The 26,981-nt window shown below is 65.7% G+C and carries 27 protein-coding genes; 21 read left to right on the top strand and 6 right to left on the bottom strand.

Translation table 11 applies throughout. The annotated features are described in order from the left end of the window. The first annotated feature begins 169 nt into the window (after positions 1-169). The 13 genes from ACIPPQ_RS14320 to fghA all read left to right on the top strand — a co-directional run bounded on the left by ACIPPQ_RS14320 (position 170) and on the right by fghA (position 13,428). A complete protein-coding gene (locus tag ACIPPQ_RS14320; protein WP_446544744.1) occupies positions 170-1,714 on the top strand; it encodes a sensor histidine kinase in 1,545 nt (514 codons plus the stop codon). 50 nt (positions 1,715-1,764) lie between these two features. Next, positions 1,765-3,015, top strand: a complete 1,251-nt coding sequence (locus tag ACIPPQ_RS14325) for a putative DNA modification/repair radical SAM protein (RefSeq protein WP_446544745.1) — start codon at positions 1,765-1,767, stop codon at positions 3,013-3,015. An 8-nt stretch (positions 3,016-3,023) separates the two neighbouring features. Then, positions 3,024-4,439 (top strand): UdgX family uracil-DNA binding protein, encoded by a 1,416-nt coding sequence (locus tag ACIPPQ_RS14330; RefSeq protein ID WP_446544746.1) that lies wholly within the window; start codon positions 3,024-3,026, stop codon positions 4,437-4,439. Then, on the top strand, positions 4,439-5,455 hold the full coding sequence (locus ACIPPQ_RS14335; RefSeq protein ID WP_446544747.1) for a ligase-associated DNA damage response exonuclease: 1,017 nt from the start codon (positions 4,439-4,441) through the stop codon (positions 5,453-5,455). The genes ACIPPQ_RS14330 and ACIPPQ_RS14335 overlap by 1 nt, the downstream gene beginning before the upstream one ends. Beyond that, positions 5,452-7,020 (top strand): cisplatin damage response ATP-dependent DNA ligase, encoded by a 1,569-nt coding sequence (locus ACIPPQ_RS14340; RefSeq protein WP_446544748.1) that lies wholly within the window; start codon positions 5,452-5,454, stop codon positions 7,018-7,020. Before ACIPPQ_RS14335 ends, ACIPPQ_RS14340 begins: the two co-directional genes overlap by 4 nt. Before the next feature lie 89 nt (positions 7,021-7,109). Further along, positions 7,110-7,724 carry a superoxide dismutase gene (locus ACIPPQ_RS14345; RefSeq protein WP_446544749.1) on the top strand — a complete coding sequence of 205 codons (615 nt, stop codon included), beginning with the start codon at positions 7,110-7,112 and terminating at the stop codon, positions 7,722-7,724. A gap of 62 nt (positions 7,725-7,786) precedes the next feature. Then, the gene (locus ACIPPQ_RS14350; RefSeq protein WP_446544750.1) at positions 7,787-9,166 is read left to right on the top strand and encodes an L-serine ammonia-lyase; all 1,380 of its coding nucleotides are present in this window, start codon (positions 7,787-7,789) and stop codon (positions 9,164-9,166) included. Between the two features lie 30 nt (positions 9,167-9,196). Continuing rightward, positions 9,197-10,309 (top strand): S-(hydroxymethyl)glutathione dehydrogenase/class III alcohol dehydrogenase, encoded by a 1,113-nt coding sequence (locus ACIPPQ_RS14355; protein WP_446544751.1) that lies wholly within the window; start codon positions 9,197-9,199, stop codon positions 10,307-10,309. A 7-nt stretch (positions 10,310-10,316) separates the two neighbouring features. Then, entirely contained in the window at positions 10,317-10,700 is a 384-nt protein-coding gene (locus ACIPPQ_RS14360; protein ID WP_446544752.1) for a VOC family protein, read from the top strand. Further along, on the top strand, positions 10,697-11,569 hold the full coding sequence (gene purU / locus ACIPPQ_RS14365) for a formyltetrahydrofolate deformylase (RefSeq protein WP_446544753.1): 873 nt from the start codon (positions 10,697-10,699) through the stop codon (positions 11,567-11,569). The genes ACIPPQ_RS14360 and purU overlap by 4 nt, the downstream gene beginning before the upstream one ends. A 119-nt stretch (positions 11,570-11,688) precedes the next feature. Continuing rightward, positions 11,689-12,069, top strand: a complete 381-nt coding sequence (locus ACIPPQ_RS14370) for a VOC family protein (RefSeq protein ID WP_446544754.1) — start codon at positions 11,689-11,691, stop codon at positions 12,067-12,069. 10 nt (positions 12,070-12,079) lie between these two features. Next, positions 12,080-12,583, top strand: coding sequence for a prolyl-tRNA synthetase associated domain-containing protein (locus ACIPPQ_RS14375; RefSeq protein ID WP_446544755.1), 504 nt, complete (start codon positions 12,080-12,082; stop codon positions 12,581-12,583). Beyond that, entirely contained in the window at positions 12,580-13,428 is an 849-nt protein-coding gene (fghA, locus tag ACIPPQ_RS14380) for an S-formylglutathione hydrolase (RefSeq protein WP_446544756.1), read from the top strand. The genes ACIPPQ_RS14375 and fghA overlap by 4 nt, the downstream gene beginning before the upstream one ends. A gap of 28 nt (positions 13,429-13,456) precedes the next feature. On the opposite strand, the gene ACIPPQ_RS14385 is transcribed toward fghA, so the two are convergent. The 5 genes from ACIPPQ_RS14385 to ACIPPQ_RS14405 all read right to left on the bottom strand — a co-directional run bounded on the left by ACIPPQ_RS14385 (position 13,457) and on the right by ACIPPQ_RS14405 (position 18,269). Continuing rightward, positions 13,457-14,443 (bottom strand): quinone oxidoreductase family protein, encoded by a 987-nt coding sequence (locus ACIPPQ_RS14385; protein WP_446544757.1) that lies wholly within the window; start codon positions 14,441-14,443, stop codon positions 13,457-13,459. Positions 14,444-14,539: 96 nt separating this feature from the next. Continuing rightward, positions 14,540-16,363 carry a DEAD/DEAH box helicase gene (locus tag ACIPPQ_RS14390; RefSeq protein ID WP_446544758.1) on the bottom strand — a complete coding sequence of 608 codons (1,824 nt, stop codon included), beginning with the start codon at positions 16,361-16,363 and terminating at the stop codon, positions 14,540-14,542. Between the two features lie 67 nt (positions 16,364-16,430). Continuing rightward, positions 16,431-17,609: an NAD(P)/FAD-dependent oxidoreductase gene (locus ACIPPQ_RS14395; RefSeq protein ID WP_446544759.1), complete on the bottom strand. Its 1,179-nt coding sequence runs from the start codon at positions 17,607-17,609 to the stop codon at positions 16,431-16,433. Positions 17,610-17,616: 7 nt separating this feature from the next. After that, positions 17,617-17,796, bottom strand: a complete 180-nt coding sequence (locus ACIPPQ_RS14400) for a hypothetical protein (protein WP_054724496.1) — start codon at positions 17,794-17,796, stop codon at positions 17,617-17,619. Further along, positions 17,793-18,269: a GreA/GreB family elongation factor gene (locus ACIPPQ_RS14405; protein WP_446544760.1), complete on the bottom strand. Its 477-nt coding sequence runs from the start codon at positions 18,267-18,269 to the stop codon at positions 17,793-17,795. The genes ACIPPQ_RS14400 and ACIPPQ_RS14405 overlap by 4 nt, the downstream gene beginning before the upstream one ends. 244 nt (positions 18,270-18,513) lie before the next feature. On the opposite strand from ACIPPQ_RS14405, the gene ACIPPQ_RS14410 reads away from it, so the two are divergent. The 4 genes from ACIPPQ_RS14410 to ACIPPQ_RS14425 are packed head-to-tail and all read left to right on the top strand — an operon-like array spanning position 18,514 to position 21,252. Beyond that, positions 18,514-19,035, top strand: a complete 522-nt coding sequence (locus ACIPPQ_RS14410) for a sigma-70 family RNA polymerase sigma factor (protein ID WP_446544761.1) — start codon at positions 18,514-18,516, stop codon at positions 19,033-19,035. A 1-nt stretch (position 19,036) separates the two neighbouring features. Beyond that, positions 19,037-19,687: an NrsF family protein gene (locus ACIPPQ_RS14415; RefSeq protein ID WP_446544762.1), complete on the top strand. Its 651-nt coding sequence runs from the start codon at positions 19,037-19,039 to the stop codon at positions 19,685-19,687. A gap of 58 nt (positions 19,688-19,745) precedes the next feature. Then, positions 19,746-20,498, top strand: coding sequence for a head GIN domain-containing protein (locus ACIPPQ_RS14420; RefSeq protein ID WP_446544763.1), 753 nt, complete (start codon positions 19,746-19,748; stop codon positions 20,496-20,498). A gap of 43 nt (positions 20,499-20,541) precedes the next feature. Next, positions 20,542-21,252: a head GIN domain-containing protein gene (locus tag ACIPPQ_RS14425; RefSeq protein ID WP_446544764.1), complete on the top strand. Its 711-nt coding sequence runs from the start codon at positions 20,542-20,544 to the stop codon at positions 21,250-21,252. Positions 21,253-21,254: 2 nt separating this feature from the next. Here ACIPPQ_RS14425 and ACIPPQ_RS14430 read toward each other — a convergent pair whose 3' ends face one another. Continuing rightward, on the bottom strand, positions 21,255-22,061 hold the full coding sequence (locus ACIPPQ_RS14430) for an SDR family oxidoreductase (RefSeq protein ID WP_446544765.1): 807 nt from the start codon (positions 22,059-22,061) through the stop codon (positions 21,255-21,257). A gap of 111 nt (positions 22,062-22,172) precedes the next feature. Between ACIPPQ_RS14430 and ACIPPQ_RS14435 the strand changes: the two genes are divergently transcribed. From ACIPPQ_RS14435 to secA, 4 genes are all read left to right on the top strand, one after another. Further along, on the top strand, positions 22,173-22,688 hold the full coding sequence (locus tag ACIPPQ_RS14435; RefSeq protein ID WP_446544766.1) for a hypothetical protein: 516 nt from the start codon (positions 22,173-22,175) through the stop codon (positions 22,686-22,688). 11 nt (positions 22,689-22,699) lie between these two features. After that, the gene (locus ACIPPQ_RS14440; protein WP_446544767.1) at positions 22,700-23,707 is read left to right on the top strand and encodes a TonB family protein; all 1,008 of its coding nucleotides are present in this window, start codon (positions 22,700-22,702) and stop codon (positions 23,705-23,707) included. Positions 23,708-23,797: 90 nt separating this feature from the next. Beyond that, positions 23,798-24,064: a hypothetical protein gene (locus ACIPPQ_RS14445; RefSeq protein WP_446544768.1), complete on the top strand. Its 267-nt coding sequence runs from the start codon at positions 23,798-23,800 to the stop codon at positions 24,062-24,064. A gap of 113 nt (positions 24,065-24,177) precedes the next feature. Continuing rightward, the gene (gene secA, locus ACIPPQ_RS14450) at positions 24,178-26,913 is read left to right on the top strand and encodes a preprotein translocase subunit SecA (RefSeq protein ID WP_446544769.1); all 2,736 of its coding nucleotides are present in this window, start codon (positions 24,178-24,180) and stop codon (positions 26,911-26,913) included. The last annotated feature ends 68 nt before the right edge of the window (positions 26,914-26,981 follow it).

Genomic DNA, 26,981 nt, shown 5'->3' on the forward strand with positions numbered 1-26,981 from the left:
GCGCAGGTCGGTTCCCGGCCTTGGCACGGAAAAGCGGGACCAATCGCTGCAACTTGTCGCGCCCTAGTGCGTAGAGTCAGCCGGGACGCGACTGGAATGCGGCGTAAGCAAGTGGAATGTCACCACTTTTTCTGTGCGCTGCGACGATGCTTTTGTAGGGACCATATTCATGGCAGAGCAGCGCCCCGGGGGAATGAGCGATGCAGCATCGGCGGCATCGAACCATAGCGAGGGACGGCAGTTGGCGGACGGGCGAGACGAGGAGGGGGCAAGGGCGGAGCGGCTGCGTCTCGACACGCTTCGCGAATATCGCATCATGGACACGCCGCCCGAGGCCGCCTTCGATCGGGTCACAAAAATGGCTGCCGACCTCTATGATGTGCCGATCGCGCTGGTGTCGCTCGTCGACGATTGCCGCCAGTGGTTCAAATCCGCCTACGGCCTCGACACCACCGAAACGCCGCGCGAGATGAGCTTTTGCCAATATGTCATCGCCGAAGACCGGCCGGTCATCGTGACCGACGTGCTGGGCGATCCGCGTTTCCGGGACAATCCGCTGGTGACCGGCGAACCCCATATCCGCTTTTATGCCGGGGTGCCTCTGCGCGCCTATAATGGCACGATCCTCGGCAGCCTGTGCCTGATCGATCGCGAGCAGCGCGCGGCGTTGACCGACGTCGAGCTCGAGCGCCTCGGCGATTTCGCCGGGATCGTGATGGCGGAGGCCGACCTGCGCCGGGTCGTCGCCGAGCGTGACGAGGCGCAGCGGATGCTCGAGCGCGCCCTCGATTTTTCGGGGATCGCGACGTGGCAGCTCGACCCGAAGATCGGCGCGATGTACTGGCACGGCGCGGTCGCCGAACTGTTCGGCGCCGATTATGAAAGCGCGTTGATGACGGCCGACGATGTGCTCGCGCGCATGCCGCCCGACGATCGCGAGCGGGTGATCGCGGCGCTGGAAGAATCGCGCGCGGGCGGCAACCCCTATTCGGTCGAGCACCGTATCCAGCATCCCGAACGCGGCGTGCGCTGGATCGCTTCGCGCGGCGACTGGGACGTGTGGCTGGACGAGGCGCGGCTGACCGGGGTCAGTATCGACATCACCGAACAAAAGAGCCGGCAGGAAAATGCCAACCTGTTGATGCGCGAACTGCACCACCGGATGCGCAACCTGTTCGCGACGGTCAGCGCGATCATCTCGCTGACCCGCCATGCCGCGCGCGATGTCGAGGATTATGTCGAGCGGATCAACAGCCGGCTCGACGCGCTCAACCGCGCACAGAATGTCCTGCTCGGCGCCAATTTCATGACCGGGTCGATGCACGCGCTGATGCGCGAGGTCGAGGCGGCCTTTCCGCGCATCCGCTGGTCGGGCCCCGACCTGCTGCTCCCCGAAAACGCGCTCGTCGCGATGGCGCTGACCTTCAACGAACTCGCGACGAACGCGGTCAAGCATGGCGCGCTGACCAACGAGGGTGGCAGCGTCGATGTCCGCTGGACGCAAGATCCCGAAGGCAGCGAGCCGCGGATGTTCCGCCTGACCTGGACCGAGACCGGCGCAAGCGGCGTTGCCGCGCCCGACCGGACGAGCTTTGGCACGATGCTGATGGAACGCAGCGTGCGCAACAACCTAGGCGGCACGATCGAGCGCCACTGGGAACCGGGCGGCCTCGTATGCGAAATCGCGATGCCTGCGCGGTGGCGCGAAGCATAAGCGCGCCCACTATATTTGTTCTCAATATGTTCCTGTGCTAGCCATGGGATATGTCCGCAAAGCCGATTCTGGAAAAGCTGAGCATCCTCGCCGATGCTGCCAAATATGATGCGTCCTGCGCGTCGTCGGGGACGGTCAAGCGCGATTCGGTGGCGAGCAAGGGGATCGGATCGACCGAGGGGATGGGCATCTGCCACAGCTATGCCCCAGACGGCCGCTGCATCTCGCTGCTCAAGATCCTGCTCACCAACTTCTGCATCTACGACTGCCGTTTCTGCATCAACCGCGCGTCGAGCAACGTGCCGCGGGCAAGGTTCAATCCGCAGGAAGTTGTCCGGCTGACGCTCGATTTCTACAAGCGCAACTATATCGAGGGGCTGTTCCTGTCGTCGGGGATCATCCGGTCCGAAGATTATACGATGGAGCAGCTCGTCGAAGTCGCGCGCATCCTGCGCGAAGAGCATCGCTTTGCCGGCTATATCCATCTGAAAACGATCGCGGGGGCCGACCCCGGGCTGATCGCGCTCGCGGGGCTTTACGCCGATCGCCTCTCGACCAATGTCGAACTGCCGACCGAGGCGGGATTGCAAAGCTTCGCACCCGAGAAAAAACCCGAAACGATCCGCAAGACGATGGCGTCGGTGCGCGTCGGCGCGGAGGATGCGCTCGAAGCGGCGAAAAGCCGGCTGATCGGCAAGGCGATGCCGCCGCGCTTCGCGCCCGCGGGACAATCGACGCAGATGATCGTCGGCGCCGACGCGGCGCGCGACGACGACATATTGAAGACTGCAACGAACCTTTATTCGGGCTACCGGCTTCGCCGCGTCTATTATTCGGCGTACAGCCCGATCCCCGACGCAAGCCACGACCTGCCGCCGGTGCGTCCGCCGCTGATGCGCGAGCATCGGCTGTATCAGGCAGACTGGCTGTTACGCTTCTACGGCTTCGAGCGCGCCGAGATCATGGAGGGCGCGAGCGGCGGGATGCTCGACCTTGCCATCGATCCTAAGCTGGCGTGGGCGCTGACCCGGCGCGAGGCGTTTCCGGTCGACATCAACCGCGCGCCGCGTGAGTTGCTGCTGCGTGTGCCGGGCCTTGGGACACGCGCGGTCGACCGGATCGTCGCGGCGCGGCGGCTGGGCAAACTGCGCCTTGGCGATCTCGCGAAATTGACCGCGTCGGTGAAGAAGGTCCTGCCCTTCGTCGTCACTCTCGACTGGCGGCCGGGAAAGCTTACCGACTGCGCCGATCTGCGGGCGCGTTTCGCGCCTCCGCCCGAGCAACTGGCGCTCGCGCTGTGAGGGAGGTCGTGCTGCAAACGCCCGGCGATTTCGCCGAGTGGCGCGGCGCCGCCCGCGGGCTGCTCGCGCGCGGGGTCGCGCCGGAGGATGTGAGCTGGCGGGACGGCGACGAGGGCGCCTCGCTGTTCGGTGACGAAACCGGAGCGGCGCCTGCGGGCGCGGTGTCACTGCCGCGCGAATTGCTCGAAATCGCCGAGCGCGTGATCTGCCACCGCGATGCCGAGGTGCCGGCGCGGCTCTATCGGGTCATCTGGCGCGCGGCGCGCGACCGGCAATTGCTGGCGCGCCGGACCGACGACGATGTCGTCTGGCTGAACAAAGCCGATAAGGCGATCCGGCGCGATGTGCACAAGATGCACGCATTCGTGCGCTTCCGCCGCCTCGGCGAGGAGGCAGGGCGGGAGAGTTTCGCGGCATGGTTCGAGCCTTCGCACCGCATATTGCGGCTGACCGCGCCTTTCTTCCAGCGGCGCTTTTATGGCATGGACTGGGCAATCGTGACGCCCGACGCGCGCGCGATCTGGCAGGGTGAGAAACTGAGCTACGGACCCTGCGGGACCAAGGACGAGGTGCCCGACAGCGATATTGTCGAGGATCAGTGGCGCACTTACTATGGCGCGATCTTCAATCCCGCGCGGGTGAAGATCGACGCGATGCGCGCCGAGATGCCGAAGAAATATTGGAAAAACCTGCCCGAAGCGCAGGATATCGCGCCGCTGCTTGCGGGCGCCGAGGCGCGGGTGGAACGCATGCGCGAAGCGGCCGTTTCCATGGCAAACCCCCTGACCGACAAATGGCGGACGCGCGTGCCCGACGAATTGCTCCTCGACGACGATGTGAAGACGCTGGGCGACCTCGCGCGCGCGGTTGATCGCTGCACGCGCTGCCCGCTCTATTGCAACGCGACGCAGGGCGTGGCGGGCGAGGGGTCCGAAGGCGCGCGGATCATGCTCGTCGGCGAGCAGCCGGGCGATCAGGAGGATTTGCAGGGGAGGCCCTTCGTCGGTCCGGCGGGGCAAGTGCTGAACGAGGCGCTGGCAGAAGCGGGGCTCGATCGCACGCGGCTGTTCCTCACCAATGCGGTCAAGCATTTCAAGTTCGAGCCGCGCGGCAAGCGGCGGCTGCACCAGAACCCGACGACGGGCGAGATCGACATCTGCCGCTGGTGGCTCGACAAGGAACGCGCGTTCGTCCAGCCCGGCCTGATCGTCACCTTGGGCGCGAGCGCGCTGCGCGGGGTGACGGGCAAGAGCGCGAGCATCAAGTCGATGCGCGGCACGGTGCATGAGCTGGAAGGAGGGAGCAAGCTGGTCGCGACGATCCACCCATCCTTCCTGCTGCGGATGCCCGATCGGGCACGCGCGGGGGAAGAGCGCGAGATGTTCGTCGCCGACCTGATCCGTGCGCGGAAACTCGCCGCCTGATGGCGAAGGCCAGGACCTGGATCGAGCCGCACCCGGGCGGCATCTATGTGAAGCCCGCCGACCTGTGGATCGACCCCTCGCGCCCGGTCGAGCGCGCCGCCGTGACGCACGGTCATGCCGACCATGCACGCAGCGGCCATGGCGCCGTGTTCGCGACACCCGAGACGCTGGCGATCATGGCGCTGCGCTATGGAGTGGATGTCGAGGCGAGCCATAATCAGGCGTATGAATATGGTGACGGGTTCGAACTCGGCGGGGTGCGCTTCAGCTTTCATCCTGCCGGCCATGTGCTCGGCAGCGCGCAGATTTTGATGGAATATCGGGGCGAGCGGATCGTCGTCACCGGCGATTACAAGCGCCGCGCCGATCCGACCTGCGCGCCGTTCGAGGTCGTGCCATGCGATATCTTCATCACCGAGGCAACTTTCGGTCTGCCGGTATTCCGTCACCCGCCGACGGGTGACGAGATCGCCAAGCTGATCGGCGCGGTCCGCGCCGAGCCCGATCGCTCGGTGCTCGTCGGCGCCTATGCGCTGGGCAAGGCGCAGCGGGTGATCGCCGAACTGCGCGGCGCGGGATGGGATGCGCCGATCTATATCCATGGCGCGCTCGAGAAGATGTGCCAGCTTTATGCGGTGCACGGTGTCGATCTGGGGGAGCTGCGGTTGGTTTCGGAAACCGACAAGGCCGAGATGGCGGGGCAAATCATCCTTGCGCCGCCCTCGGCGCTCAATGATCGGTGGTCGCGGCGGCTGCCCGATCCGGTCACCGCGATGGCGTCGGGCTGGATGCGCGTGCGCCAGCGCGCGCGGCAGCGGATGGTCGAACTGCCGCTGGTGATTTCGGATCATGCCGATTGGGATGAATTGACGACGACGATAGCCGAGGTGAACCCTGGCGAGACATGGATCACCCATGGCAGCGAGGATGGCCTGCTGCGCTGGTGCGAACTCACGCAGCGCAAGGCGCGCGCGCTGCACCTCGTCGGCCGCGATCTGGAGGAGGAGGAGGCGTGAAGCGCTTCGCGGCCCTGATCGACCGGCTGATTTACACGCGCTCGCGCAACAGCAAGCTCGCGCTGATCGTCGATTACCTGCGGCACACGCCCGATCCCGATCGCGGCTGGGCGATCGCGGCGCTGACCGAGAGCCTCGATTTTCCGGCGGTGAAGGCGGGGACGGTGCGGGCGTTGCTTGCGACCCGGGTCGATGAGGAATTGTTCCGGCTGTCGCGTCATTTCGTGGGCGATACGGCCGAGACTGCGGCGCTGCTCTGGCCCGATGCGCCCGGGAAGAAAGTGGACCTCAGCGTGTCGGAGGCGGTCGATGCGCTGGCAGCTACCAGCCGCAGCGATGCGCCCGTGGTCGTCGCATCCTTGCTCGACCGGCTCGATGCAGACGGGCGCTATGCGCTGCTCAAACTGGCCTTGGGCGGGATGCGCGTCGGGGTGTCGGCGCGGCTCGCGAAGCAGGCGTTTGCACAGGCGTTCGACGTGCCCGTCGACGATGTCGAGGAGCTGTGGCATGCGATCCCGCCGCCCTATGCCCCGCTCTTTGCGTGGGGCGAGGGGCGGGCGGAGCGGCCCGACCTTGCCGATGTTGCCTTCTTTCGCCCCTTCATGCTCGCGCATCCGCTGGAAGCGGAGAGCGTCGACCTTGCGGATTACGCCGCCGAATGGAAATGGGACGGCATCCGCGTCCAGATTGCGCACGGCGGCGGTGAGACGCGCATCTACAGCCGCGGCGGCGAGGAGATCAGCGGCGCCTTCCCCGAGCTGGTTGCGGCGTTCGATCAGGATGCGGTGATCGACGGCGAATTGCTCGTGCGCGGCGAGGTGCAGGGCGGGGAGGCGGCGAGCTTCAACGCCTTGCAGCAACGGCTCGGGCGCAAGATCGTGTCGAAGAAGATGCTCGCCGATTATCCCGCCTTCGTGCGCGTCTATGACCTGCTCGCGGTCGACGGTAACGACCTCCGCGCCCTGCCATGGACCGAACGGCGGCGGCAGCTCGAAGGCTTCGTCCCGCGTCTCGCCGACAGCCATTTCGACCTGTCGCAGGTCATCGACGCGCGCGACTTCGACGACCTTGCCGAACGCCGCGCGGGTGCGCGCGACGCCGCGATCGAGGGCGTGATGCTCAAGCGCCGCGATGCGCCCTATGTCGCGGGGCGCCGCGCGGGGCTCTGGTACAAATGGAAGCGCGATCCGCTCACCGCCGACTGCGTGATGATGTACGCCCAAAGGGGCAACGGCCGCCGCGCGAGCTTCTATTCGGACTATACCTTCGGCTGCTGGTCCGCCGCGGGCGAGTTGCTCCCGGTGGGCAAGGCCTATTCGGGTTTTACCGACGAGGAGCTGAAATGGCTCGACAAGTTCGTTCGCGACAACACGCTGAACCGCTTCGGCCCGGTGCGCGAGGTCAAAAAGTCGCTCGTGCTCGAAGTCGCGTTCGATTCGATCCACGCGTCCAAGCGCCACAAGTCGGGCCTCGCGATGCGCTTCCCGCGCATTTCGCGCATCCGCCGCGACAAGCCCGCCGAGGAAGCCGACCGGATCGCGACGCTCCAAGCCATGGTGACCTGAATATCGGGCGAAAAATTCCGGTCACGGGGTTGCAACTCGCGGGGGCGATACCGAGTTAAGGGCCCGAATTCATAAAAAAGGAGACTGCCATGACCATCGCCCATCCTCCTCTCCCCTACGCTCAGGATGCACTCGAGCCGCATATCTCGGCCGACACGCTGGCGACGCATCATGGCAAGCATCACAAGGCCTATGTCGACAAGGTCAACGCCGCGATCGAAGGCACCGACCTCGCGTCGAAACCGCTCGAGGAAATCGTCCATCATGCCGAAGGTTCGGGCAACAAGGGCCTGTTCAACAATGCGGCGCAGTCGTGGAACCACGCTTTCTATTGGGAAAGCCTGAGCCCGGCGAAGACCGCGCCCGCCGGCGACCTTGCCGCCGCGATCGACCGCGATTTCGGCTCGCTCGACGAGCTGAAGAAGAAGCTCAAGGAAACCGCCGTCAACCATTTCGCCTCGGGCTGGGCGTGGCTCGTCTCGCGCGACGGCACGCTGTCGGTCACCGACACGCATGACGCGGGTACCGAGCTGACCGCGGGTATCAAGCCCTTGCTCGTCATCGACGTGTGGGAGCACGCCTATTACATCGACCGCAAGAACCTGCGTCCGGCCTATGTCGACGCGGTGGTCGACGAGCTGCTCAACTGGGACTTCGCTGCCGAGAATCTGGCGCGCGACACGACCTGGACCTACCCGGCCTGAACAAGAAATAATCGGGCCTTGATGTCCTATCGCAATGGCGGCGCGTCTTCTATAGCGCCGCCATGACGATCAGCCTTTTCGAACTTTTCAAAATCGGTGTCGGACCGTCGAGCTCGCATACCGTGGGCCCGATGGTCGCGGCCCGGCGTTTCACCGTCTGGCTCGACGAGCAGGCGCTGCTCACCAAGACCGTGCATGTCGAAGCCGACCTCTACGGTTCGCTCGCGCTGACCGGGAAAGGTCACGCCGCCGACACCGCGGTGGTCGCGGGCCTCGCCGGCGAAATCCCCGCCTCGACCAGCCTCGCTGCGATCAAGGCGCATTGGGATCGCGCCGACAGCGAGGGCTTCCTCTACCTGCTCGGCCGCCAGCGCGTGCGGTTCCAGCCGAAGCGCGACCTGCATTTCCAGATGCGTCAGCGGCAGCCTTTTCACAGCAATGCGCTCTCCTTCACCGCGCGCGACGGTGAGGGCGAGATCCTCGCCAAACGCATGTATTTCTCGATCGGCGGCGGCTTCGTCGTCGACGAGGACGAGGCGGGGCGCAACAGCCGCGGCGCGGAGGATGAGGTCGAATTGCCTTTCGCCTTCACCTCGGGCGCCGACCTCATGGAAATGGGCGCGGCGTCGGGCAAGAGCTTTGCCGAAATGATGCTCGAGAATGAGCTCGCGCATCGCAGTCTCGAAGAGGTAAATGCCGGACTCGATGCGATCGCGGGGGCGATGGACGCGTCGATCGACGCCGGCTGTTGCAGCACCGGAATTTTGCCGGGGGGCCTCAAGGTCAAGCGCCGCGCGCCGCAGATCGCCGACGATATCCGCAACCGCCACGAAACCAACCTGATCGATCCGCTCGCGATGATGGACTGGATCAACCTGTGGGCGATGGCGGTGAATGAAGAGAACGCCGCGGGCGGCAAGGTCGTCACCGCGCCCACCAACGGCGCGGCGGGGATCATCCCCGCGGTGATCCGCTTTTACCGCCGCGGCTATCGCGGCGATGACGCAGGGGTGCGCACCTTCCTGCTCGCCGCGGGCGCGGTTGGCGCCCTTTACAAGCGTAACGCGAGCATATCGGGCGCCGAGGTCGGCTGCCAGGGCGAGGTCGGCGTCGCCTGCTCGATGGCGGCGGCGGGTCTGACCGCGGCCTTGGGCGGCACCAACGCGCAGGTCGAGAATGCCGCCGAGATCGGCATGGAGCATAATCTCGGGCTCACGTGCGACCCGATCGGCGGGCTGGTGCAGATCCCGTGCATCGAGCGCAACGCGATGGGCGCGATCAAGGCGATCGACGCGAGCCGCATCGCGATGATCGGCGACGGCACGCATGTCGTCAGCCTCGACACGGTGATCGCGACGATGCTGCAGACGGGCCGCGACATGCGCGACAAATATAAGGAAACGTCGAAAGGCGGGCTTGCGGTCAGCGTCGTGGAGTGCTGATAGCCGAGCGACCATAAGGAGACTCGTGCCATGAAGACCCGCGCCGCCGTTGCGTTCGAAGCGAAGAAGCCGCTCGAAATCGTCGAACTCGACCTCGAAGGCCCGAAGGCGGGCGAGGTTCTGGTCGAGATCATGGCGACGGGCATCTGCCACACCGACGCCTATACGCTCGACGGCTTCGACAGCGAGGGCATCTTCCCGAGCGTGCTGGGGCATGAGGGCGCGGGCGTCGTGCGCGAGGTCGGCGCGGGCGTCACCAGCGTGAAGGCGGGCGACCATGTGATCCCGCTCTACACCCCCGAATGCCGCCAGTGCAAAAGCTGCCTTTCGGGCAAGACCAACCTCTGCACCGCGATCCGCGCGACGCAGGGCAAGGGGCTGATGCCCGACGGCACGACGCGCTTTTCGTACAAGGGCCAGCCGATCTTCCATTATATGGGCTGCTCGACCTTCTCGAACTTCACCGTGCTGCCCGAGATCGCGGTCGCGAAGATCCGCGAGGACGCGCCCTTCCAGTCGAGCTGCTACATCGGCTGCGGTGTCACGACCGGCGTCGGCGCGGTGATCAACACCGCGAAGGTGCAGGTCGGCGACAATGTCGTCGTCTTCGGGCTCGGGGGCATCGGCCTCAACGTGATCCAGGGCGCGCGGCTTGCGGGCGCCGACAAGATCATCGGCGTCGATATCAACCCGGACCGCGAGGAATGGGGCCGCAAGTTCGGCATGACCGAATTCCTCAATTCGAAGGGCATGAGCCGCGAGGATGTCGTCGCGACGATCGTCGCGATGACCGACGGCGGCGCCGATTACACCTTCGACGCCACGGGCAACACCGAAGTGATGCGCACCGCGCTCGAAGCGTGCCACCGCGGCTGGGGCACCAGCATCATCATCGGGGTCGCCGAAGCGGGCAAGGAAATCGCGACGCGGCCGTTCCAGCTCGTCACCGGGCGCAACTGGCGCGGCACCGCCTTCGGCGGCGCCAAGGGCCGCACCGACGTGCCTAAGATCGTCGACATGTATATGCAGGGCAAGATCGAGATCGACCCGATGATCACCCACGTCATGGGCCTCGAAGAGATCAACAAGGGCTTCGACTTGATGCACGCGGGCGAGAGCATCCGCAGCGTCGTCGTTTTCTGAGACCGGCATGTTCAGCCATGTCGCACTGGGCGCCGACGATATCGAAGCCGCGCGCTGTTTCTATGACGCCGCGCTGGGCGCGCTCGGCGTGCCGCCGGGCGTCGTCGATGCGTGGGGCCGCCTCATCTATTCGCATGCCGGCGGGCGCTTCCTGATCACGAAGCCGCTCAATGGGGCGGCCGCGACCGGGGCCAATGGTGGCACGCTCGGCTTCGTCGCGGCGTCGACCGAAGCGGTCGATGCCTGGCACGCCGCGGGCGTAGCGAACGGCGGGACGGCGATCGAGGATCCGCCGGGTATCCGCCAGGTAACCGAGGGCCGGACGGTCTATCTCGCCTATCTGCGCGATCCCGCCGGCAACAAGCTGTGCGCGATGCACCGGCTGGCATGACCGAAATGGACCAGCCCGCCTTCGTCCTGACGTTCAGCTGCGTCGATGCGGTCGGCATCGTCGCCGCGGTGACGGGGCTGCTCGCGACACGCGACGGCTTCATCCTCGACAGCCAGCAATATGCCGACCTCGATTCGGGGCGCTTCTTCATGCGCGTCGAGTTTCGCGGCGCAGGGCCGCGCTTTCCCGATGGGCTGGCAGGGGTGGAGGAAGCCTTTGCGCCGATCATCGCCCGTTTCGCGATGGACGCGCGGATCAGCGACCGCACCGCGAAGCCGCGCTTTGTCATCGCGGTGTCGCAGGGCAGTCATTGCCTGAATGATCTCCTCCATCGCTGGTCGACGGGGAACCTCGCGATCGACGTCGTCGGCGTCGTGTCGAATCATGAGGCGCAGCGGCGGCTGTCCGAATGGCACGGGGTGCCGTTCCATTATCTGCCCGTCAGCGACGCGAACCGCGCAGAGCAGGAAGCCGCGATCCTCGACGTGATGGCGCGCGGCAGGGCGGAGTATCTGGTGCTCGCGCGCTATATGCAGGTGCTCTCGTCCGATCTGTCGGCGAAGCTGTCGGGGCGCTGCATCAACATCCATCACAGCTTCCTGCCGGGCTTCAAGGGCGCCAAGCCTTATCACCGCGCGCAGGAGCGCGGGGTCAAGCTGATCGGCGCAACCGCGCATTTCGTGACGAGCGACCTCGACGAAGGGCCGATCATCGAGCAGGCGGTCGAGCGCGTCGATCACCGCGACAGCGTCGACGAGCTCATCCGCATCGGGCGCGATACCGAAGCGCAGGTGCTCGCGCGCGCGGTGCGCTGGGTCGCCGAACAGCGCGTGCTGATCGACGGCCGCAAGACCGTCGTCTTCCGCTAGGCCAGTCACCCGGAGGGGTTCGTCGATTTCGATGAGCCGAAAACGGAATCGTGGCTGGCCCTGACCGGGCGGGCCGGGTAGGTAGCGTTTCGCAACCAGAATCAGGAGGAGCAAAGGCGATGTATAGTCACAATATGGTCGGGGCGAACGACCTCGAAGCCGCCAAGAAATTCTATGACGCGACCTTCCAGGCGATCGGCGGCAAGCCCGCGATCACCGACGACAAGGGCCGCCTCATATATATGCACAATGGCGGCCTGTTCCTCGTCGGCGCGCCGATCGACGGCGAGCCCGCCACGGTCGGTAACGGCTGCACGATCGGCTTTGCGATGGAAGGCCCCGAACAGGCGAAGGCGTGGCACGATGCCGGCGTCGCCAACGGCGGCACCTCGATCGAAGACCCGCCGGGCGTGCGCGAAGGGGGTTTCGGCCAGCTCTATCTCGCCTATCTGCGCGATCCGTCGGGCAACAAGCTCTGCGCGCTCCATCGCGTCGTTTAAGGGACTGATCATGCGCGGCGAAGCGGGATTGATGGCGGACCTTGGCGTGCTTGCCGTCCCCTTCGCCGCCTATGAGCATGAAGCGGTGTTCACCGTTGCCGAGAGCGACGTGGTGAACGCCGGCATTCCGGGGGCGCATACCAAGAATCTGTTCCTGAAGGACAATGGTGGCGCCTATTGGCTCGTCACCGTGCCATCCGAGGCACGCGTCGACCTGAAGGCACTACCCACCGCGATCGGCAGCAAGCGCGTGAGTTTCGGCAAGGCCGACGATATGGACCGCCTGCTCGGTATCACGCCGGGGTCGGTGACGCCGCTGGCGGCGATCAACGCGGCGCCCGGAAGCATCACCGTGGTGCTCGATGAGGGACTGGCGGCCGCGGCGACGGTCAATGTCCATCCGCTGCGCAATACCGGCACCCTCGGTTTGTCGGGGGCAACGATCCTCGACCTCCTGCGTCATTGGGGACATCAACCGCTTATCGCTTCGATCCCCGTTCAGGAGCCCGCATGACCCTCGAAACCCTCTCCACCGTTCGCTGCCATGGCGGCACACAGGGTGTGTACAAGCACAAGAGCGCGACGACGGGCACCGATATGACCTTTGCGGTCTTCATCCCCGACCATGCGCCGGGCACCAAGCTGCCCGTTCTCTGGTATCTGTCGGGACTGACCTGCACCCATGCCAATGTCATGGAAAAGGGCGAGTATCGGGCGGCTTGCGCCGAACATGGCGTGATCTTCATCGCCCCCGATACCAGCCCGCGCGGCGAGGGCGTTCCCGACGATCCCGACGCGGCGTGGGATTTCGGCTTGGGCGCCGGTTTCTATGTCGACGCGACCGAGGAGCCGTGGGCGGCCAATTACCGGATGCGATCATACGTCGAGGACGAGCTTCCGTCGCTGATCCTGCGCGAATTTGCCGCCGCGGACATGACGCGGCAGGGGATCACCGGCCATTCGATGGGCGGCCATGGCGCGCTCACGGTGGCGCTGCGCACCCCCGATCGCTTCCGCTCGGTATCGGCCTTTTCGCCGATCGTTGCGCCGCTGCAATGCCCGTGGGGCGAGAAGGCGCTGGGCAATTACCTTGGCGACGATCGCGAAGCGTGGAGCGTCTATGACGCCTGCGCGCTGATCGCAGGCGGTGCGCGGGTGCCCGACCTTCTGGTCGACCAAGGCGACGCCGACAATTTCCTGACCGAACAGCTCAAGACGCATTTGCTGGCCGAAGCATGCGAACTGGCCGGGCAGAAAGCGGCGATCCGTATGCAGCCGGGCTATGATCACAGCTATTATTTCATCTCGACCTTCATGGCCGAGCATGTCGCATGGCATGCCGAGCGGTTGAAGGCGTAACGCCGCCCCGCCTTCGCCGGGGCGACGGCTAACTATGCTCCGGAATCAGGAGCGTCGAACCCGTCGTGCGCCCTGCTTGTAGATCGGCATGCGCGCGTGCGGCATCTTCCAGCGAATAGCGCTGGCCGACGGTGATCTGCACCGCCCCCGACCCGATCATCTCGAACACGCGCGCGGCGCCCGCGGCGCGCTCGCCGGGGTGGAGATAATAGTCGAACAGCGTCGGGCGGGTGACGAACTGGGACCCGTGCTGGGCAAGCACGCCAAGATTGACCCCGGTCACCGGCCCGCCGGCATTGCCATAGCTGACGATCAGCCCGCGCCGCGCGGTGGCCTTGAGCGAGACGTCCCATGTCGCCATGCCGATGCCGTCGAAGGTGACGGGGACGCCCTGGCCGTCGGTAATTTCGCGAACGTGCGCGGCGACATCGTCGCTCTTGTACATCAGCACATGATCGGCGCCGGCTTCGCGTGCTGTATGCGCCTTCGCCTCGGTGCTGACGGTGCCGATGACGCTCGCGCCGATCGCCTTCAGCCATTGGACGAGGATCAGCCCGACCCCGCCCGCGGCGGCATGGACGAGCACGGTTGATCCCGCCTCGACCTTTGCGCAGCGCTCGACGAGCATCTCGACCGTGCACGCCTTGAGCAGCGCGGCGGCCGCGGTTTCGTCGTCGATCTCGGCGGGAAGTTTGAACAGCGAGGCGGCGCTAACGATCCGGGCGCTCGCATAGGCGGTGCGTTCGGGGCCGAAGGTCGCAACTCGGTCGCCGGGCTGGAGCCCGTGGACGTCAGCGCCGACCGCGACGATTTCACCGGCGGATTCGACCCCAAGCCCGCTCGGTAGCGGCACGGGATAGGTGCCGTCGCGGTGATAGGTGTCGAGATAGTTGAGCCCGACCGCAGTTTGCCGGAGCAGGACCTGGCCGGGGCCGGGGTCGCCGAGCGTTACCGTGCGCCAGTCGATGACTTCGGGTCCGCCCTGGCTTTCGATAAAGGCTTCGATCGCTTGCATCCGCCGCTCTCCTGCTGTCCGGTCCATCTGGTGGGCCGGACAGCAGAGCGCAAGGGCGATGCGATGAAAGTCCCTCCCCGCCGGGGAGGAGCCAACTTATTTGGCGTGGCGCGGGCTGCGCTGGCCGTAGGGCTTGGGCTTGTAGCGCTCGGTATTGCCGCCGGGGCCGCGCGGGCCACGGTCGCCGCCGGGGCCGGCGCGCATCGGACCGCGCGGACCACGCGGTCCCGCATCGCGCGGTCCCTTGTCGCGCCGCGGCGGATAGGTCGGACCGTCGGGCGCGGGCGTGATCGACACGCCGCTGTCGTCCTCGCCATCCTGATTTGCGGTGCGCACTACCGCCTCGGCAAAGCGGTCGGCGATTCCGCGCGGGATGTTGAACATCGTTTCTTTCGGCCCGATGCGGATCGCGCCGATCTCGTTCTTGCTCACATGGCCGCGGCGGCAGAGCAAAGGCAGGATCCAGCGCGGATCGGCATTCTGGTGGCGGCCGATGTTGAGGCGGAACCAGACGCTGTCCTCGAAGCCGTCACGGCGGTCGGCGCCGCCACGGTCGGGGCGCTCGAAACGCTCACCGCGCTCACCGCGTTCGGGGCGGTCGCGGCCGCGGGCGCTATTGTCGATCAGGTCCTCGGGCGGCGGCATCAGCGCGCGGTGTGCCTGAACGAGCGATGCGGCAATGTCTTCGGGGGTGCGCTCGGCCATCAGGCGCTGCGCAAGTTCGATATCTTCGGCTTCATGCTCGACCGGCGTCAGCAATTTCTCCATCAGCCGTTCCTGATCGCGCTTGCGCACGTCGGCGGCGGTCGGCGCGTCCATCCATTCGGCGTTGATGCGTGCACCGCGCAGCATGCCGTCAACGCGGCGGCGGCGCGGATAGGGGACGATGATGACCGCGGTGCCCTTTTTGCCCGCGCGGCCGGTGCGGCCCGAGCGGTGCTGGAGCGCTTCGGCGTCGCGCGGGATTTCGACGTGGATCACGAGGCTGAGCGTCGGAAGGTCGATGCCGCGTGCGGCGACGTCGGTCGCGACGCAGACCTTGGCGCGGCGATCGCGCAGCGCCTGCAGCGCCGCGTTGCGTTCGTTCTGGCTATGCTCGCCCGACAGCGCGACCGCGGCGAAACCGCGCTCGACGAGGCTGGCGTGGAGGCGACGGACATTGTCGCGCGTCGCGCAGAACAGCATCGCGGTCTCGGCGTCGTGCAGGCGAAGCAGGTTGACGACGGCGCCTTCGATGTCGGCGGGGGCAACGGTCACCGCCTGATAGGCAATGTCGCCATGCCCGCGGTCTTCGCCGACGGTCGAGATGCGCAACGCATCCTGCTGGTAGCGCTTGGCGAGCTGGACGATCGGCTTCGGCAGCGTCGCCGAGAAGAGCAGGGTGCGGCGCGTCTCGGGGGTGCCGTCGAGGATTTCCTCAAGGTCGTCGCGAAAGCCCATGTCGAGCATTTCGTCGGCTTCGTCGAGCACGGCAACGCGGAGCGCGGTGAGGTCGAGGGCGCCGCGTTCGAGATGGTCGCGGAGGCGCCCGGGGGTGCCGACGACGATCTGCACGCCCTGACCCAAGGCGCGGCGTTCCTTGCTGGCGTCCATGCCGCCAACGCAGGTCGCGATACGCGCCCCGGCCTTGGCATAGAGCCAGCCGAGTTCGCGGCTGACCTGCAGCGCGAGTTCGCGCGTCGGCGCGACGATCAGCGCGAGCGGCGAAGTCGCGAAGGGCAGGCGGCCGTCCTCGATCAGCTCGTCGGCCATCGCGAGGCCGAAGGCGACGGTCTTGCCCGAGCCGGTCTGCGCCGAGACGAGCAGGTCGCGGCCCTTGGCTTCGGATTCGGTGACTTGCGTCTGGACGGGGGTGAGCGCCTCATAGCCGCGCGCGACAAGGGCGTCCGAAAGGACGGGGGAAAGATTCTCGAAAGGCATTTATATCTCAATAATATGGGCGGTCACCGGTGCGGTGACGGGCCGACGGAAAAGGGGCTCAATGGGCTTAAATCACCTGTCCGGCAGCGTGTCCGCTGGCCCAGGCCCATTGAAAATTATAGCCGCCTAACCACCCTGTGACATCTACGGCTTCGCCGACCGCATAGAGGTTTGCGACGGTTTTGGCCATCATTGTTTGCGACGACAGGTTTGCAGTCGATATTCCGCCGACGGTGACCTCGGCTTTGGCGAAGCCTTCGGTGCCATTCGGATGGAAAATCCAACCCGCGAGGCGCACCTCGGCATCGGCGAGCTTGCGGTCGGTCAAAGCGCCGAGTTCGCCGGGAAGGGCGAGGCGTTCGGCGAGCGTTTCGGCGAGACGGTCGGGAAGCAGGGCGCCGAGCGTCGTGCGAAGGGTGGCGCGCGGGCGCGTGCGTTTGGCGTTGAGCAGCCAGCCTGACGGCGCATCGGGCAACAGGTCGATAGTCACGGGCTCGCCGTGGCGCCAATAGCTGCTCACCTGGAGAATCGCGGGACCCGAAAGCCCCCGATGCGTGAAGAGCGCGGCTTCGCGGAAGGCTGCCTTGCCCGCGCGGGCCTCGACGGGCGCCGCGATTCCCGACAGTTCGCGGAACAGGACGTCGTCGCCGCCCAATGTCAACGGGACGAGCGCGGGGCGCGGTTCGACGACTTTCAGGCCGAACTGCCGCGCGAGATCGTAAGCGAAACCCGTCGCGCCCATCTTGGGGATCGACGGACCGCCGGTCGCAATGACCAGCGCCGGGGCAGCGAAATCCTGGTCGCCGAAGCGGACGGTGAATTTGCCGTCGGCGTGCGTCACGTCGTTTACCGGCTGGCCGGTGCGGACATCGACCCCGGCTTTGGCGGCTTCGTCGAGCAGCATGGCGACAATCGCTTTTGCCGAGCCATCGCAGAACAGCTGGCCGAGCGTCTTTTCGTGATAAGCGATACCGTGGCGCTCGACGAGCGCGATGAAGTCGGCGGGCGTGTAGCGTGCGAGCGCCGACTTGGCGAAATGCGGGTTCGCCGAGAGGAAGCGATCGGGCGCGGTGTTCACATTGGTGAAGTTGCAGCGCCCGCCGCCCGAAATCAGGATCTTCTTGCCCACCGCATCGGCATGGTCGAGCAACAGCACGCGCCGCCCGCGTGCGCCCGCAATCGCGGCGCACATCAGCCCGGCCGCGCCGGCACCCAGCACGATGGCGTCATAATTGGCGGTGGTCATCGGGGTGTCAGTGCAGCTTTGCGATCGACAGGCCGTCGGCCTTGGCACGAACCTTCACCGATTCCTCGCTGCGCGTCAGTGCTTTCGCAATCGCTTTCAGCGCCATGCCCTTTTTGGCGAGCGTGTGAAGCTTGTCGATTTCGGCCGCGGTCCACGGCTGTTTGTGGCGCTCGAACTTGTCCTTCATGCCTGCATCTCCGGATCGGCTTCGGCCGCGAGGATGGCAATCGCATCCTCGCGATCCTGATATTCGACGCTCTCGCCAACCTCTGCACCCATCAGCGCGCGCGCAAGCGGAGCGAAAAAGGCGATCGATCCCGACGCCGGATCGGCTTCGTCGCCGCCGACGATGGTGATCGTCCTCTCGGCCTTGTTCAGGCGATAGGTGATCCGGCTGCCGATCCCGACGCTGCCGTCGGTGGGCGGCGCCTGCACGTCCGCGGTCGATTGGCGGGTGTGGAAATAGCGCAGGCGGCGTTGCAATTTCTTGCGCGCCTCGTCGTCCGCCGCCGCAGCGATCGCGGCTTCGATCCGCGCGACCTCTTCGCCGAGCAGGCGCAATCCGCGCGGGGTCACCAGATTCGGGCCGACCGGAATCGGCAGTTCGAATTCGGGTTCCTTATGCTCGTCGTCGCTTTCGCGGCGAAAGGCTACGCTCATGACAGGCTCGCTGGTTGAAGAGGAAAGAACCCCCCCCTGCGCGCCGAAGGTGGCGACAAGATGGCGCGAGGGAAATCGGCCTCGGCGTAACCGTTCGATGGTCCCGTCCGAACTGCTGTGGATGCCATTCCCCCGCATCGTCCATTTCGAGGGAGAAGCAAATGGCCTGTGTGCCGAGATGCCAGCGACACCCGCCGCGCGGGCAGTTCTCGCTCGACGCCGTCGCTGCTAGGCTGCGGCGCAAATGAGCATCGACGAGCCTTCGCTGGCACATCTGATGGCGGCATCGCAGCGCGGCGATCGCGACGCCTACCGCGTGCTGCTCGCCGATAGCCGCAAATGGCTCGAACGCTATTTCGCGCGGCGCATCGCCCCGGGTCATATCGACGACCTGGTGCAGGAAACTTTGGTGTCGATGCACCGCAAGCTTGCGACCTGGGACAGGAACCGGCCCTTCCTGCCATGGCTCGCGGCGATTGCGCGCTATCGCTGGATCGACATGCTGCGCCGCCAACGCGACGAGGCGGAACTGGGCGACAATGATGCGGCGGTCGGCGCCGAGGACGAAGCCATTCACGCGCGCCTCAGCCTCGACCGCATGTTGGGCTTTCTTCCTGCCGGACAGGCGCAGGCGATCACGCTGGTCAAGATCGAAGGGGCCTCGATCGCCGAAGCATCGCGGATATGCGGGCAAAGCGAGTCGCTGGTGAAGGTAAATATTCATCGCGGACTGAAGAAACTCGCGCAATTGATTGAAAGCGAATGAGATGAGCAACGCATCGATCGACGACCTGATCGACGACCTCGCCGGTGAGCTCGAACCCGTGCGCCCGCGCCGCGTGGCGCACGGTTCGCTGTGGGTCGCCGCCGGATGGGCGGCAGGTGCGGGATTGCTATTCTGGTTTTCGGGGATGCGCCACGACCTCGCGGAGGGCGTCATGATGCCGCCGCTGCCGCTGCTGGCCTTCTGGCTGATCGTCGCATTGGGTTTTGCCGCGGCATGGAGCGCGCTGCGCATGGGGTTGCCGGGCGTCGGACGCGATTATAGCGGCTGGCGCTGGGCCGGGCTTGCGGCGTTGGCGCTTCCGATTTCTGCGCTCGTGATGGCGCTGGGTGATGGCCATGCGGCGATGGAAGCGGCGCGGCCCGAAAACGGGCTCGGCTGCCTGGTCGAGGGCGTGATGGCGGGTCTGGGCGTCGGCGCGGCGCTGTTCGCATGGCTGAAGGCGGGTGCACCGACTTCGCCGACGCGGGCCGGCTGGGTGGTCGGAATCGCGGCGGGGGCGGCGGGCGCGACGATCGTCGCGCTGCATTGTGCGTCGAACGATATGATGCACATCGCGCTTTGGCACGGCCTTGCCGTCGTGCTTTCCGGCCTTGCCGGCCGCTTGCTGCTGGCGCCCTTGCTGCGCTGGTAGGACGCTGGACAGGCAACCCCTTGTGTGTTAGACAAATAATACACAGAGGAGATTTACGATGCGGAACTGGATGATGGCGATGTTGCCGCTGGTGCTTGTCACGGGATGCAATAGCGCGGCGCCGAGCGACGAGAAGCGGAGTGAACGGAGCGGGCCGCCGGCCAGCGTCGGGCCGATCACGACACAGAGCTTTGCGCTGACCGGTTTTTCCCGCGTCGAGGTCGCGGGCCCCGACGATGTCACCATTCGCCAGGGCGACGCTTTCTCGATCACCGCGCGAGGGCGCAAGGAGGCGCTCGACCGGCTCGAGATCAAGCTCGACGGTCCCGATTTGAAGATCGGACGCAAGCGCGAGGGCTTCAGCTTTTCGGGCCGCGACGAGGATGACGTCGATATCGCGATCACCATGCCCCGGCTGAACGCGGTGCGCCTGACCGGGTCTGGAACGATCGACGCCGATAGCGTCGATGGCGATGCGGTCGAGGCCGTGGTGACCGGATCGGGCGACCTCAAGGTCGCGAAGCTGACGGGCAAGCGCGCCGATATCACCGTATCGGGATCGGGCGACATCGAGATCGCGGGCGGCACGATCGGTTCGGGAGAACTGAGCGTAACCGGATCGGGCGATATCGACGCCGACGGCCTTGTCGCCACGACGCTGGAGGCATCGGTTGCCGGATCGGGCAATGTCGATGCGCAGGCGACCGGCAAGGCGGACATCAGCATCCTTGGTTCGGGCGATGTGACGCTGACGGGCGGGGCGAATTGTTCGACGCGCCAGATGGGTTCGGGCACCGCCACCTGCAAGTGACGCGACGCTGGTGCCGCCTGCCCGAACGGGTTAAGGCGGCACCATGATTTTCGCAGCCCGATGCGCCGCGTTCGCGGCGACCGCCCTGTTTCTCGCCGGCTCCGCGTCGGCTGCCGAGAAACGTTTCGGTCTTTCCAGTTTCGAGGCGATCGAGGTCAATGCCGACGTCACGGTCGAGGTCGTGAACCGCGCGCCGGTCAGTGCGGTCGCGACCGGGCCGCAGGACGCGCTCGACCGGCTGAGCATCGAGGCGCGCGACGGCAAGCTGGTGATTGGCGAACGCCAGTTCGCAGGCGACGAGAAGCGCCGCGCGCCGCGTGGACCGGTCATAGTCCGCGTCAACGCGGCGAACCTGCGCTCGGCGACGCTCGGCGGCGCCGGGTCGTTGCAGGTCGATGCGTTGAAGGGGCAGCGGGCGATGGTCGGGCTACGCGGGCCGGGGCGGCTCACCGTCGGCCGGATTACCGCCGACCGGCTCTCGGTCGCGATGCTCGGCAACGGCACGATGACGCTCGGCGGCGCCGTCAAACAGGCGCAGATGACGCTATCGGGCGCGGGTATGGTCGACGCCGGTGCGCTGGCGGTCGATGAATTGATCAGCGACAGCGAGGGCGCGGGCGATCATATCCTGCGCGCGGTCAAGAGCGCGGCGATCACCGCGCGCGGGATCGGCAAGACCGTCGTGCTCGGCCGGCCGACCTGCACGGTGCGCAATGTCGGCAGCGGATCGGTGACGTGCGGCCCGGCCAAATAGGCCTAGTGCGTCGACGCCGCGCCCAGCCCGTCGATCTTTTTCGACTGGCGCACGATCAGTCCCGGGAACCAGCGCGCGAGGCTTGAGAGGCGCTTCGCCATCTTGCCGACGGGCGTATGGACGCGCGTTCCGTGCACGGCGTCCCATGCCGCCTGCGCGACGTCTTCGACCGGCGAAATCTCGAACCCGCTGTCCGACAGGCGGCTGCGCGCCGGTTCGTTGCTGTCGGCGCTGACCTGGTCGAGCAGCGGCGTGTCGATGAAGCCGGGCATCAGCGATCGTACCTTGATGTCATGCTTGGCGAACTCGATCTCGAGCGCTTCGGTCAGCCCGCGCACCGCGAATTTGGTCGCCGAATAGACGGCGAGGCCCGCGACCCCGTAAAAGCCCGACGCCGATCCGGTGTTGAGGATCGCCGATCCGGGCGTGGCGCGCAGCAGCGGCAGCGCCATATAGATGCCGTTGACGACGCCGCCGAAATTGATCGCGATCAGCCGGTCGGCCTCTTCGGGCGGCATATCCATATATTGGCCGCCCGATCCAATGCCCGCATTGTTGAACAGAACGTCGAGGCGGCCGCCGCTGGCCGCCGCAAATTCGTCGAGCGCGGCCTTCCACTGGTCGCGATCGCGCACGTCCATGACGTGACGCGACGAGGCGCCGTCGGGAAGCAGCGTGGCGGTTTCATCGATCCCGGCGCGGTTGACGTCGGCGATCCCGACGAACCAGCCTTGCCCGGCGAAATGGCGCGCGACGGCGCGGCCGATGCCCGATCCGCCCCCGGTGATGAAAATCGCCTTCCGTGCCATCCGGCCTCTCCTTACATTTGTGTCAATGCGACAAAGATGCGAAGTTGACGTTTCCGTCAAGCGGCAATCGCGGCTTGGCAAGGCGGAGGGCCCGTCGCTAAGAGGGCGGCGATGACCCGCGGCCTGCGCCTGATCCTCCTGTCCCTGATGCTGCTGTGCACCGGGCTCGCTGCCCCGGCGCGCGCCGAAGTCGTCGTCAGCTTTTACAGCCATGATTTCGGGGATCGTTTTCCGCACGCCTTCATCGTGATGAAGGGGACGGTCGACGCCACGGGCGAGATCGTCGATGCCAATTATGGTTTTACCGCCGTCTCGGTCAGCCCGGCGATCCTGCTGGGATCGGTGAAGGGCAAGGTGGAGTCGTCCAAGCCCGATTATATTGCGAAAAGCGACCGCCAGTTCGACGTGACCGTCGACGATGCGACTTATGCGCTGTTGCTCGCGAAGGTTGCCGAATGGCGCGACCGCGAACAGCCGAGCTACAGCCTGAACAAGCGCAATTGCGTGCATTTCGTCATGGAGCTTGCCGAGGTCGTCGGGCTGAAGGTCAACCGGCAAAGCAAGCTCTTCAAGAAGCCAAAGAGCTTTCTGATCGAAGTAAGGGGCCTGAACCCGCAATTGGGATGAAGGGGATGGGGATGTTGCAGTCGGGGATGGCGATCGCATTGGCACTCGCCGCGGCGCAAGGCGATCGCGTAAGTGCGGAAAAGGCAATGGAGCCGGCGACCAATCCGGGGAGCTGGGTCACGAACGACGATTATCCGGCCAGCGCGATGCGCGAGGAGCGCGAGGGCACGACGGGGTTCAAGCTGACGATCGGCACCGACGGCCTGCCGAGCGGCTGCGAGATCATCGCGCCGAGCGGGCATGCCGACCTCGATGCGGCGACCTGTCGGCTGGTCATGGAGCGCGCGCGCTTCACACCCGGCCGCGGCGCGCGCGGCGAAGCGACGGGCGGCACCTATAGCAACCGCATCCGCTGGCAGATTCCCGAAGGCGACGGCTTTGCGGTCGAGGTCGCGGGCTTCGCCGTCGATGCGGCGCAGGAAAGCTGGCCACGGGGGCCCAGGCCCGACGATGCCTTCACGCGCATCGACCCCGCCGCGCATTATCCGGCGGCCGCGCGCGCCGCGCGCGAAGAGGGTACAGTCCATATGGAGCTGAATATCGACGGCGGTGGACGCGTCACGGGCTGCAAGGTCAACGAAAGCAGCCTTTCGGCCGCGCTCGACGAGGCGGCTTGTACGCTGATGCGCAGCGAAGGCAGATTCTCGCCCGCGCTCGACAGCGACGGCAAGCCTGTCCGGTCGGTCATCGCGACCAAATTCCGGTGGGCGCTGCCGAAGGAGGAGGAGGAGGGAGGCGCCAGCGGCGTGCCGACGCCACGCGACCGAAGTTTCCCGATGGGTGAGCCGGGCAGCGTCACGATGACGGTGCTGGTGGGCGCGGACGGGCGCGTTGCGGATTGCCGCTTTTCCAACACAGGGAAGTTCGGCGAGATGGCGAATGGCATGACGCCGTGCGACATGTTCGCTCCACAGGCGCGCTACACGCCTTTCACCGGCGCCGATGGGAAGCCCGTTGCGAAGCGCGTGGTCATGCGCAGCGAACTCACGATCGAGGATGCGCCGGCGCCGGCCAAATGAGCGGGCGCTCTGGACGCGAGGCCACTTTCACCCTATGTTCAGGGAACGGGGCGCAATATCTGATGCTCCGGACGTGAAGAGGGGCATTTCTTGCGGTTGTTGTTGACCCTTTTGGCATTGCTGACCGGCCTGGCGACCGCCGACCGGGCCGTTGCCGCGCCTGCCGTCCCGGCGGCGATGGGGGCCTTGGTCATGTTCGCCGAAACGGCGGGCAAGGCCGAGACAAGCGATGCCGAACGCCGCCCCACGACCACCGCGCCGACACGGCGCACCTCGGGCGGCAGCGGCAAGCCGCGCAAGGCTCCGCCGCCACATCTTCCCGGCCTGCTCACCGGCAGCGACCGCGCGCTCGAATAGAGTCGCCGCGCCTTGGCGCCTGTTTGGATAGGCGCCGCCCCATGACGGGGCCTTTTTGCACATTCACGCGGCCATAATCGCCGCCACTTCATTTAAATTCCAAGGAAAATTTCATGTTTGCTGGCCTTGCCAAGAGCCTGTTCGGCTCGTCCAACGACCGTTATGTCGCCTCGATCCGCAAGATCGTCGACAAGATCAACGCCTTCGAGCCCGCGATGCAGGCGCTCGACGATGCGGGATTGCAGGCGCAGACGCAGAAGTTCCGCGACCGCCTCGCGGCCGGAGAGACGCTAGACGATATCCTGCCCGAAGCCTTTGCCACGGTGCGCGAGGCCGCGGTCCGCACGCTCGGCATGCGCCATTTCGACGTACAGATGGTCGGCGGTGTCGTCCTCCACCGCGGCGAGATCGCCGAAATGGCGACGGGTGAAGGCAAGACGCTGATGGCGACCTTGCCCTGCTATCTCAATGCGCTCGAAGGGAAGGGCGTCCACGTCGTCACGGTGAACGACTATCTCGCCACGCGCGACGCCGAATGGATGGGCACGGTCTATGGCTTCCTTGGCCTGACGACGGGGATCATCGTCCCGAACCTCAACGAGACGCAGCGCCGCGACGCTTACAACAGCGACATCACCTACGCGACGAACAACGAACTCGGCTTCGATTACCTGCGCGACAATATGAAGTTCGACCGCCAGCAGATGGTCCACCGCACCTTCAATTTCGGCATCGTCGACGAAGTCGATTCGATCCTGATCGACGAAGCGCGTACGCCGCTGATCATTTCGGGCCCGACCGACGACAAGTCGGAACTGTACATCCGCGTCAACGAGGTCGTCCTGAAACTGACCGAAGATGATTATGAGAAGGACGAAAAGTCGAAGTCGATCAGCCTGACCGAAGACGGCACCGAGCATGTCGAGCGCCTGCTAGAAGAGGCGGGGCTGCTCCAGGGCAACAATCTTTACGACATCGAGAACACGCAGGTCGTCCATCACGTCAATCAGGCGTTGAAGGCGATCCAGATGTTCCGCATCGACACCGACTATATCGTCAAGGACGGCAAGGTCGTGATCATCGACGAATTCACCGGCCGCATGATGGACGGGCGTCGCTGGTCGGACGGCCTGCACCAGGCGGTCGAGGCGAAGGAAGGCGTGCAGATCGAGCCCGAGAACCAGACGCTGGCATCGATCACCTTCCAGAATTATTTCCGCATGTATCCCAAGCTTTCGGGCATGACCGGCACCGCGGCGACCGAAGCCGCCGAATTCTTCGACATCTACAAGATGAATGTCGTCAACATCCCGACCAACCGTCCGATCGCGCGTATCGATGACGAGGATGAATTCTACAAGAATATCACCGACAAGTTCGGCGCGATCGCCAAGACGATCCGCGAAGCGAACGAGCGCGGGCAGCCGGTGCTGGTCGGCACCGTGTCGATCGAGAAGTCCGAGCTGCTCTCGTCCTACCTCGAAAAGGAAAATGTGCCGCACAGCGTGCTCAATGCGCGCTTCCACGAGAGCGAGGCGCATATCGTCGCGCAGGCGGGCCGCACCGGTGCGGTCACCATCGCGACGAACATGGCGGGCCGCGGCACCGACATCAAATTGGGCGGCAACGAAGAATTCCGCATCGACGACGAATTGAAGGACTTCCCCGAAGGTGCCGAGCGCGACGCCGCGATCGCGCGCATCAAGGACGAGGTTGCGGCCGAACGCGAGGCGGTGAAGGCGGCCGGCGGGCTGTTCGTGCTCGCGACCGAGCGCCACGAAAGCCGCCGCATCGACAACCAGCTGCGCGGTCGTTCGGGACGTCAGGGCGACCCCGGCCTGTCGAAATTCTACCTCTGCCTCGACGATGACCTGCTGCGCATCTTCGGTCCCGACACGCTCTTCTCCAAGATGATGAACAAGAATCTGGAGGATGGCGAGGCGATCGGATCGAAGTGGCTGTCGAAGGCGATCGAGACCGCGCAGAAGAAGGTCGAGGCGCGCAACTACGACATCCGCAAGCAGGTCGTCGAATATGACAACGTCATGAACGACCAGCGCAAGGTCATCTACGAACAGCGCGGCGAGATCATCGACAGCGAGACCGTCGACGAGGTGATGGCGGCTATGCGCGCCGAAACGGTCAATTCGATCGTCGCCGACGCGTGTCCGCCGGGAAGCTATCCCGAACAGTGGAATATCGAGGCGATGAAGGAGCGCGTCGCGAACATCCTCGACCTCGCGCCGCCGATCGACGACTGGATGCAGGAAGATGCGGTCGACGCTGAAATCTTCGAAGAACGCATCCAGGCCGCGGCCGACGCGGTTGCGGCCGAAAAGGCCGCGCTGGTCGACGAGGAAACGTGGAAGGGTATCGAAAAATCGGTGCTGCTCCAGACGCTCGACCATCATTGGAAAGAGCATCTCTCGACGCTCGACGCGCTGCGCCAGGTCGTGTTCCTGCGCGCCTATGCGCAGAAGCAGCCGATCAACGAATATAAGCAGGAAGCCTTTGCGCTGTTCGAGCGCATGCTGTCGAACATCCGCGAGGATGTGACGCGCACCGTCGCGCGCATCGACCTGCGTTTCGAAGAGCCCGAGCCGATGCCGCTGCCCGACCTCCCGGACTTCCTGACGACGCACATCGATCCGTTCACGGGCGAGGACAACAGCGCCGACATCGATGGCGGCGAACTGGGGGTGATCGCCAATACGCTGCCGCCGATGCAGTCGCCGCGCCCCGACCTGCCGCAGGGTGAAAATCCCTATGCTGCGCTCGACATCAGCCGCAACGCGCCCTGTCCTTGCGGTTCGGGCAGCAAGTACAAGCATTGCCACGGCGCGATCTGACATGGCTGCCGCGCGCCTTCGGGTGCGCGGCAAGTCGTTGATGTTACGGTAACACCATCCTTCACAAG

This window comes from Sphingopyxis sp. LARHCG72 (genome assembly GCF_052871675.1).

Bases quoted from the DNA above. Each gene is read 5' to 3' on its own strand.
- ACIPPQ_RS14440 (WP_446544767.1), top strand. From the start codon at position 22,700: ATGTTGCAGTCGGGGATGGCGATCGCATTGGCACTCGCCGCGGCGCAA.
- ACIPPQ_RS14385 (WP_446544757.1), bottom strand. From the start codon at position 14,443: ATGCAAGCGATCGAAGCCTTTATCGAAAGCCAGGGCGGACCCGAAGTC.
- fghA (WP_446544756.1), top strand. From the start codon at position 12,580: ATGACCCTCGAAACCCTCTCCACCGTTCGCTGCCATGGCGGCACACAG.
- ACIPPQ_RS14350 (WP_446544750.1), top strand. From the start codon at position 7,787: ATGACGATCAGCCTTTTCGAACTTTTCAAAATCGGTGTCGGACCGTCG.
- ACIPPQ_RS14430 (WP_446544765.1), bottom strand. From the start codon at position 22,061: ATGGCACGGAAGGCGATTTTCATCACCGGGGGCGGATCGGGCATCGGC.
- ACIPPQ_RS14320 (WP_446544744.1), top strand. From the start codon at position 170: ATGGCAGAGCAGCGCCCCGGGGGAATGAGCGATGCAGCATCGGCGGCA.
- ACIPPQ_RS14325 (WP_446544745.1), top strand. From the start codon at position 1,765: ATGTCCGCAAAGCCGATTCTGGAAAAGCTGAGCATCCTCGCCGATGCT.
- ACIPPQ_RS14375 (WP_446544755.1), top strand. From the start codon at position 12,080: ATGCGCGGCGAAGCGGGATTGATGGCGGACCTTGGCGTGCTTGCCGTC.
- ACIPPQ_RS14415 (WP_446544762.1), top strand. From the start codon at position 19,037: ATGAGCAACGCATCGATCGACGACCTGATCGACGACCTCGCCGGTGAG.
- ACIPPQ_RS14425 (WP_446544764.1), top strand. From the start codon at position 20,542: ATGATTTTCGCAGCCCGATGCGCCGCGTTCGCGGCGACCGCCCTGTTT.
- purU (WP_446544753.1), top strand. From the start codon at position 10,697: ATGACCGAAATGGACCAGCCCGCCTTCGTCCTGACGTTCAGCTGCGTC.
- ACIPPQ_RS14395 (WP_446544759.1), bottom strand. From the start codon at position 17,609: ATGACCACCGCCAATTATGACGCCATCGTGCTGGGTGCCGGCGCGGCC.
- ACIPPQ_RS14335 (WP_446544747.1), top strand. From the start codon at position 4,439: ATGGCGAAGGCCAGGACCTGGATCGAGCCGCACCCGGGCGGCATCTAT.
- ACIPPQ_RS14400 (WP_054724496.1), bottom strand. From the start codon at position 17,796: ATGAAGGACAAGTTCGAGCGCCACAAACAGCCGTGGACCGCGGCCGAA.
- ACIPPQ_RS14435 (WP_446544766.1), top strand. From the start codon at position 22,173: ATGACCCGCGGCCTGCGCCTGATCCTCCTGTCCCTGATGCTGCTGTGC.
- ACIPPQ_RS14345 (WP_446544749.1), top strand. From the start codon at position 7,110: ATGACCATCGCCCATCCTCCTCTCCCCTACGCTCAGGATGCACTCGAG.
- ACIPPQ_RS14420 (WP_446544763.1), top strand. From the start codon at position 19,746: ATGCGGAACTGGATGATGGCGATGTTGCCGCTGGTGCTTGTCACGGGA.
- ACIPPQ_RS14355 (WP_446544751.1), top strand. From the start codon at position 9,197: ATGAAGACCCGCGCCGCCGTTGCGTTCGAAGCGAAGAAGCCGCTCGAA.
- ACIPPQ_RS14360 (WP_446544752.1), top strand. From the start codon at position 10,317: ATGTTCAGCCATGTCGCACTGGGCGCCGACGATATCGAAGCCGCGCGC.
- secA (WP_446544769.1), top strand. From the start codon at position 24,178: ATGTTTGCTGGCCTTGCCAAGAGCCTGTTCGGCTCGTCCAACGACCGT.
- ACIPPQ_RS14405 (WP_446544760.1), bottom strand. From the start codon at position 18,269: ATGAGCGTAGCCTTTCGCCGCGAAAGCGACGACGAGCATAAGGAACCC.
- ACIPPQ_RS14390 (WP_446544758.1), bottom strand. From the start codon at position 16,363: ATGCCTTTCGAGAATCTTTCCCCCGTCCTTTCGGACGCCCTTGTCGCG.
- ACIPPQ_RS14410 (WP_446544761.1), top strand. From the start codon at position 18,514: ATGAGCATCGACGAGCCTTCGCTGGCACATCTGATGGCGGCATCGCAG.
- ACIPPQ_RS14370 (WP_446544754.1), top strand. From the start codon at position 11,689: ATGTATAGTCACAATATGGTCGGGGCGAACGACCTCGAAGCCGCCAAG.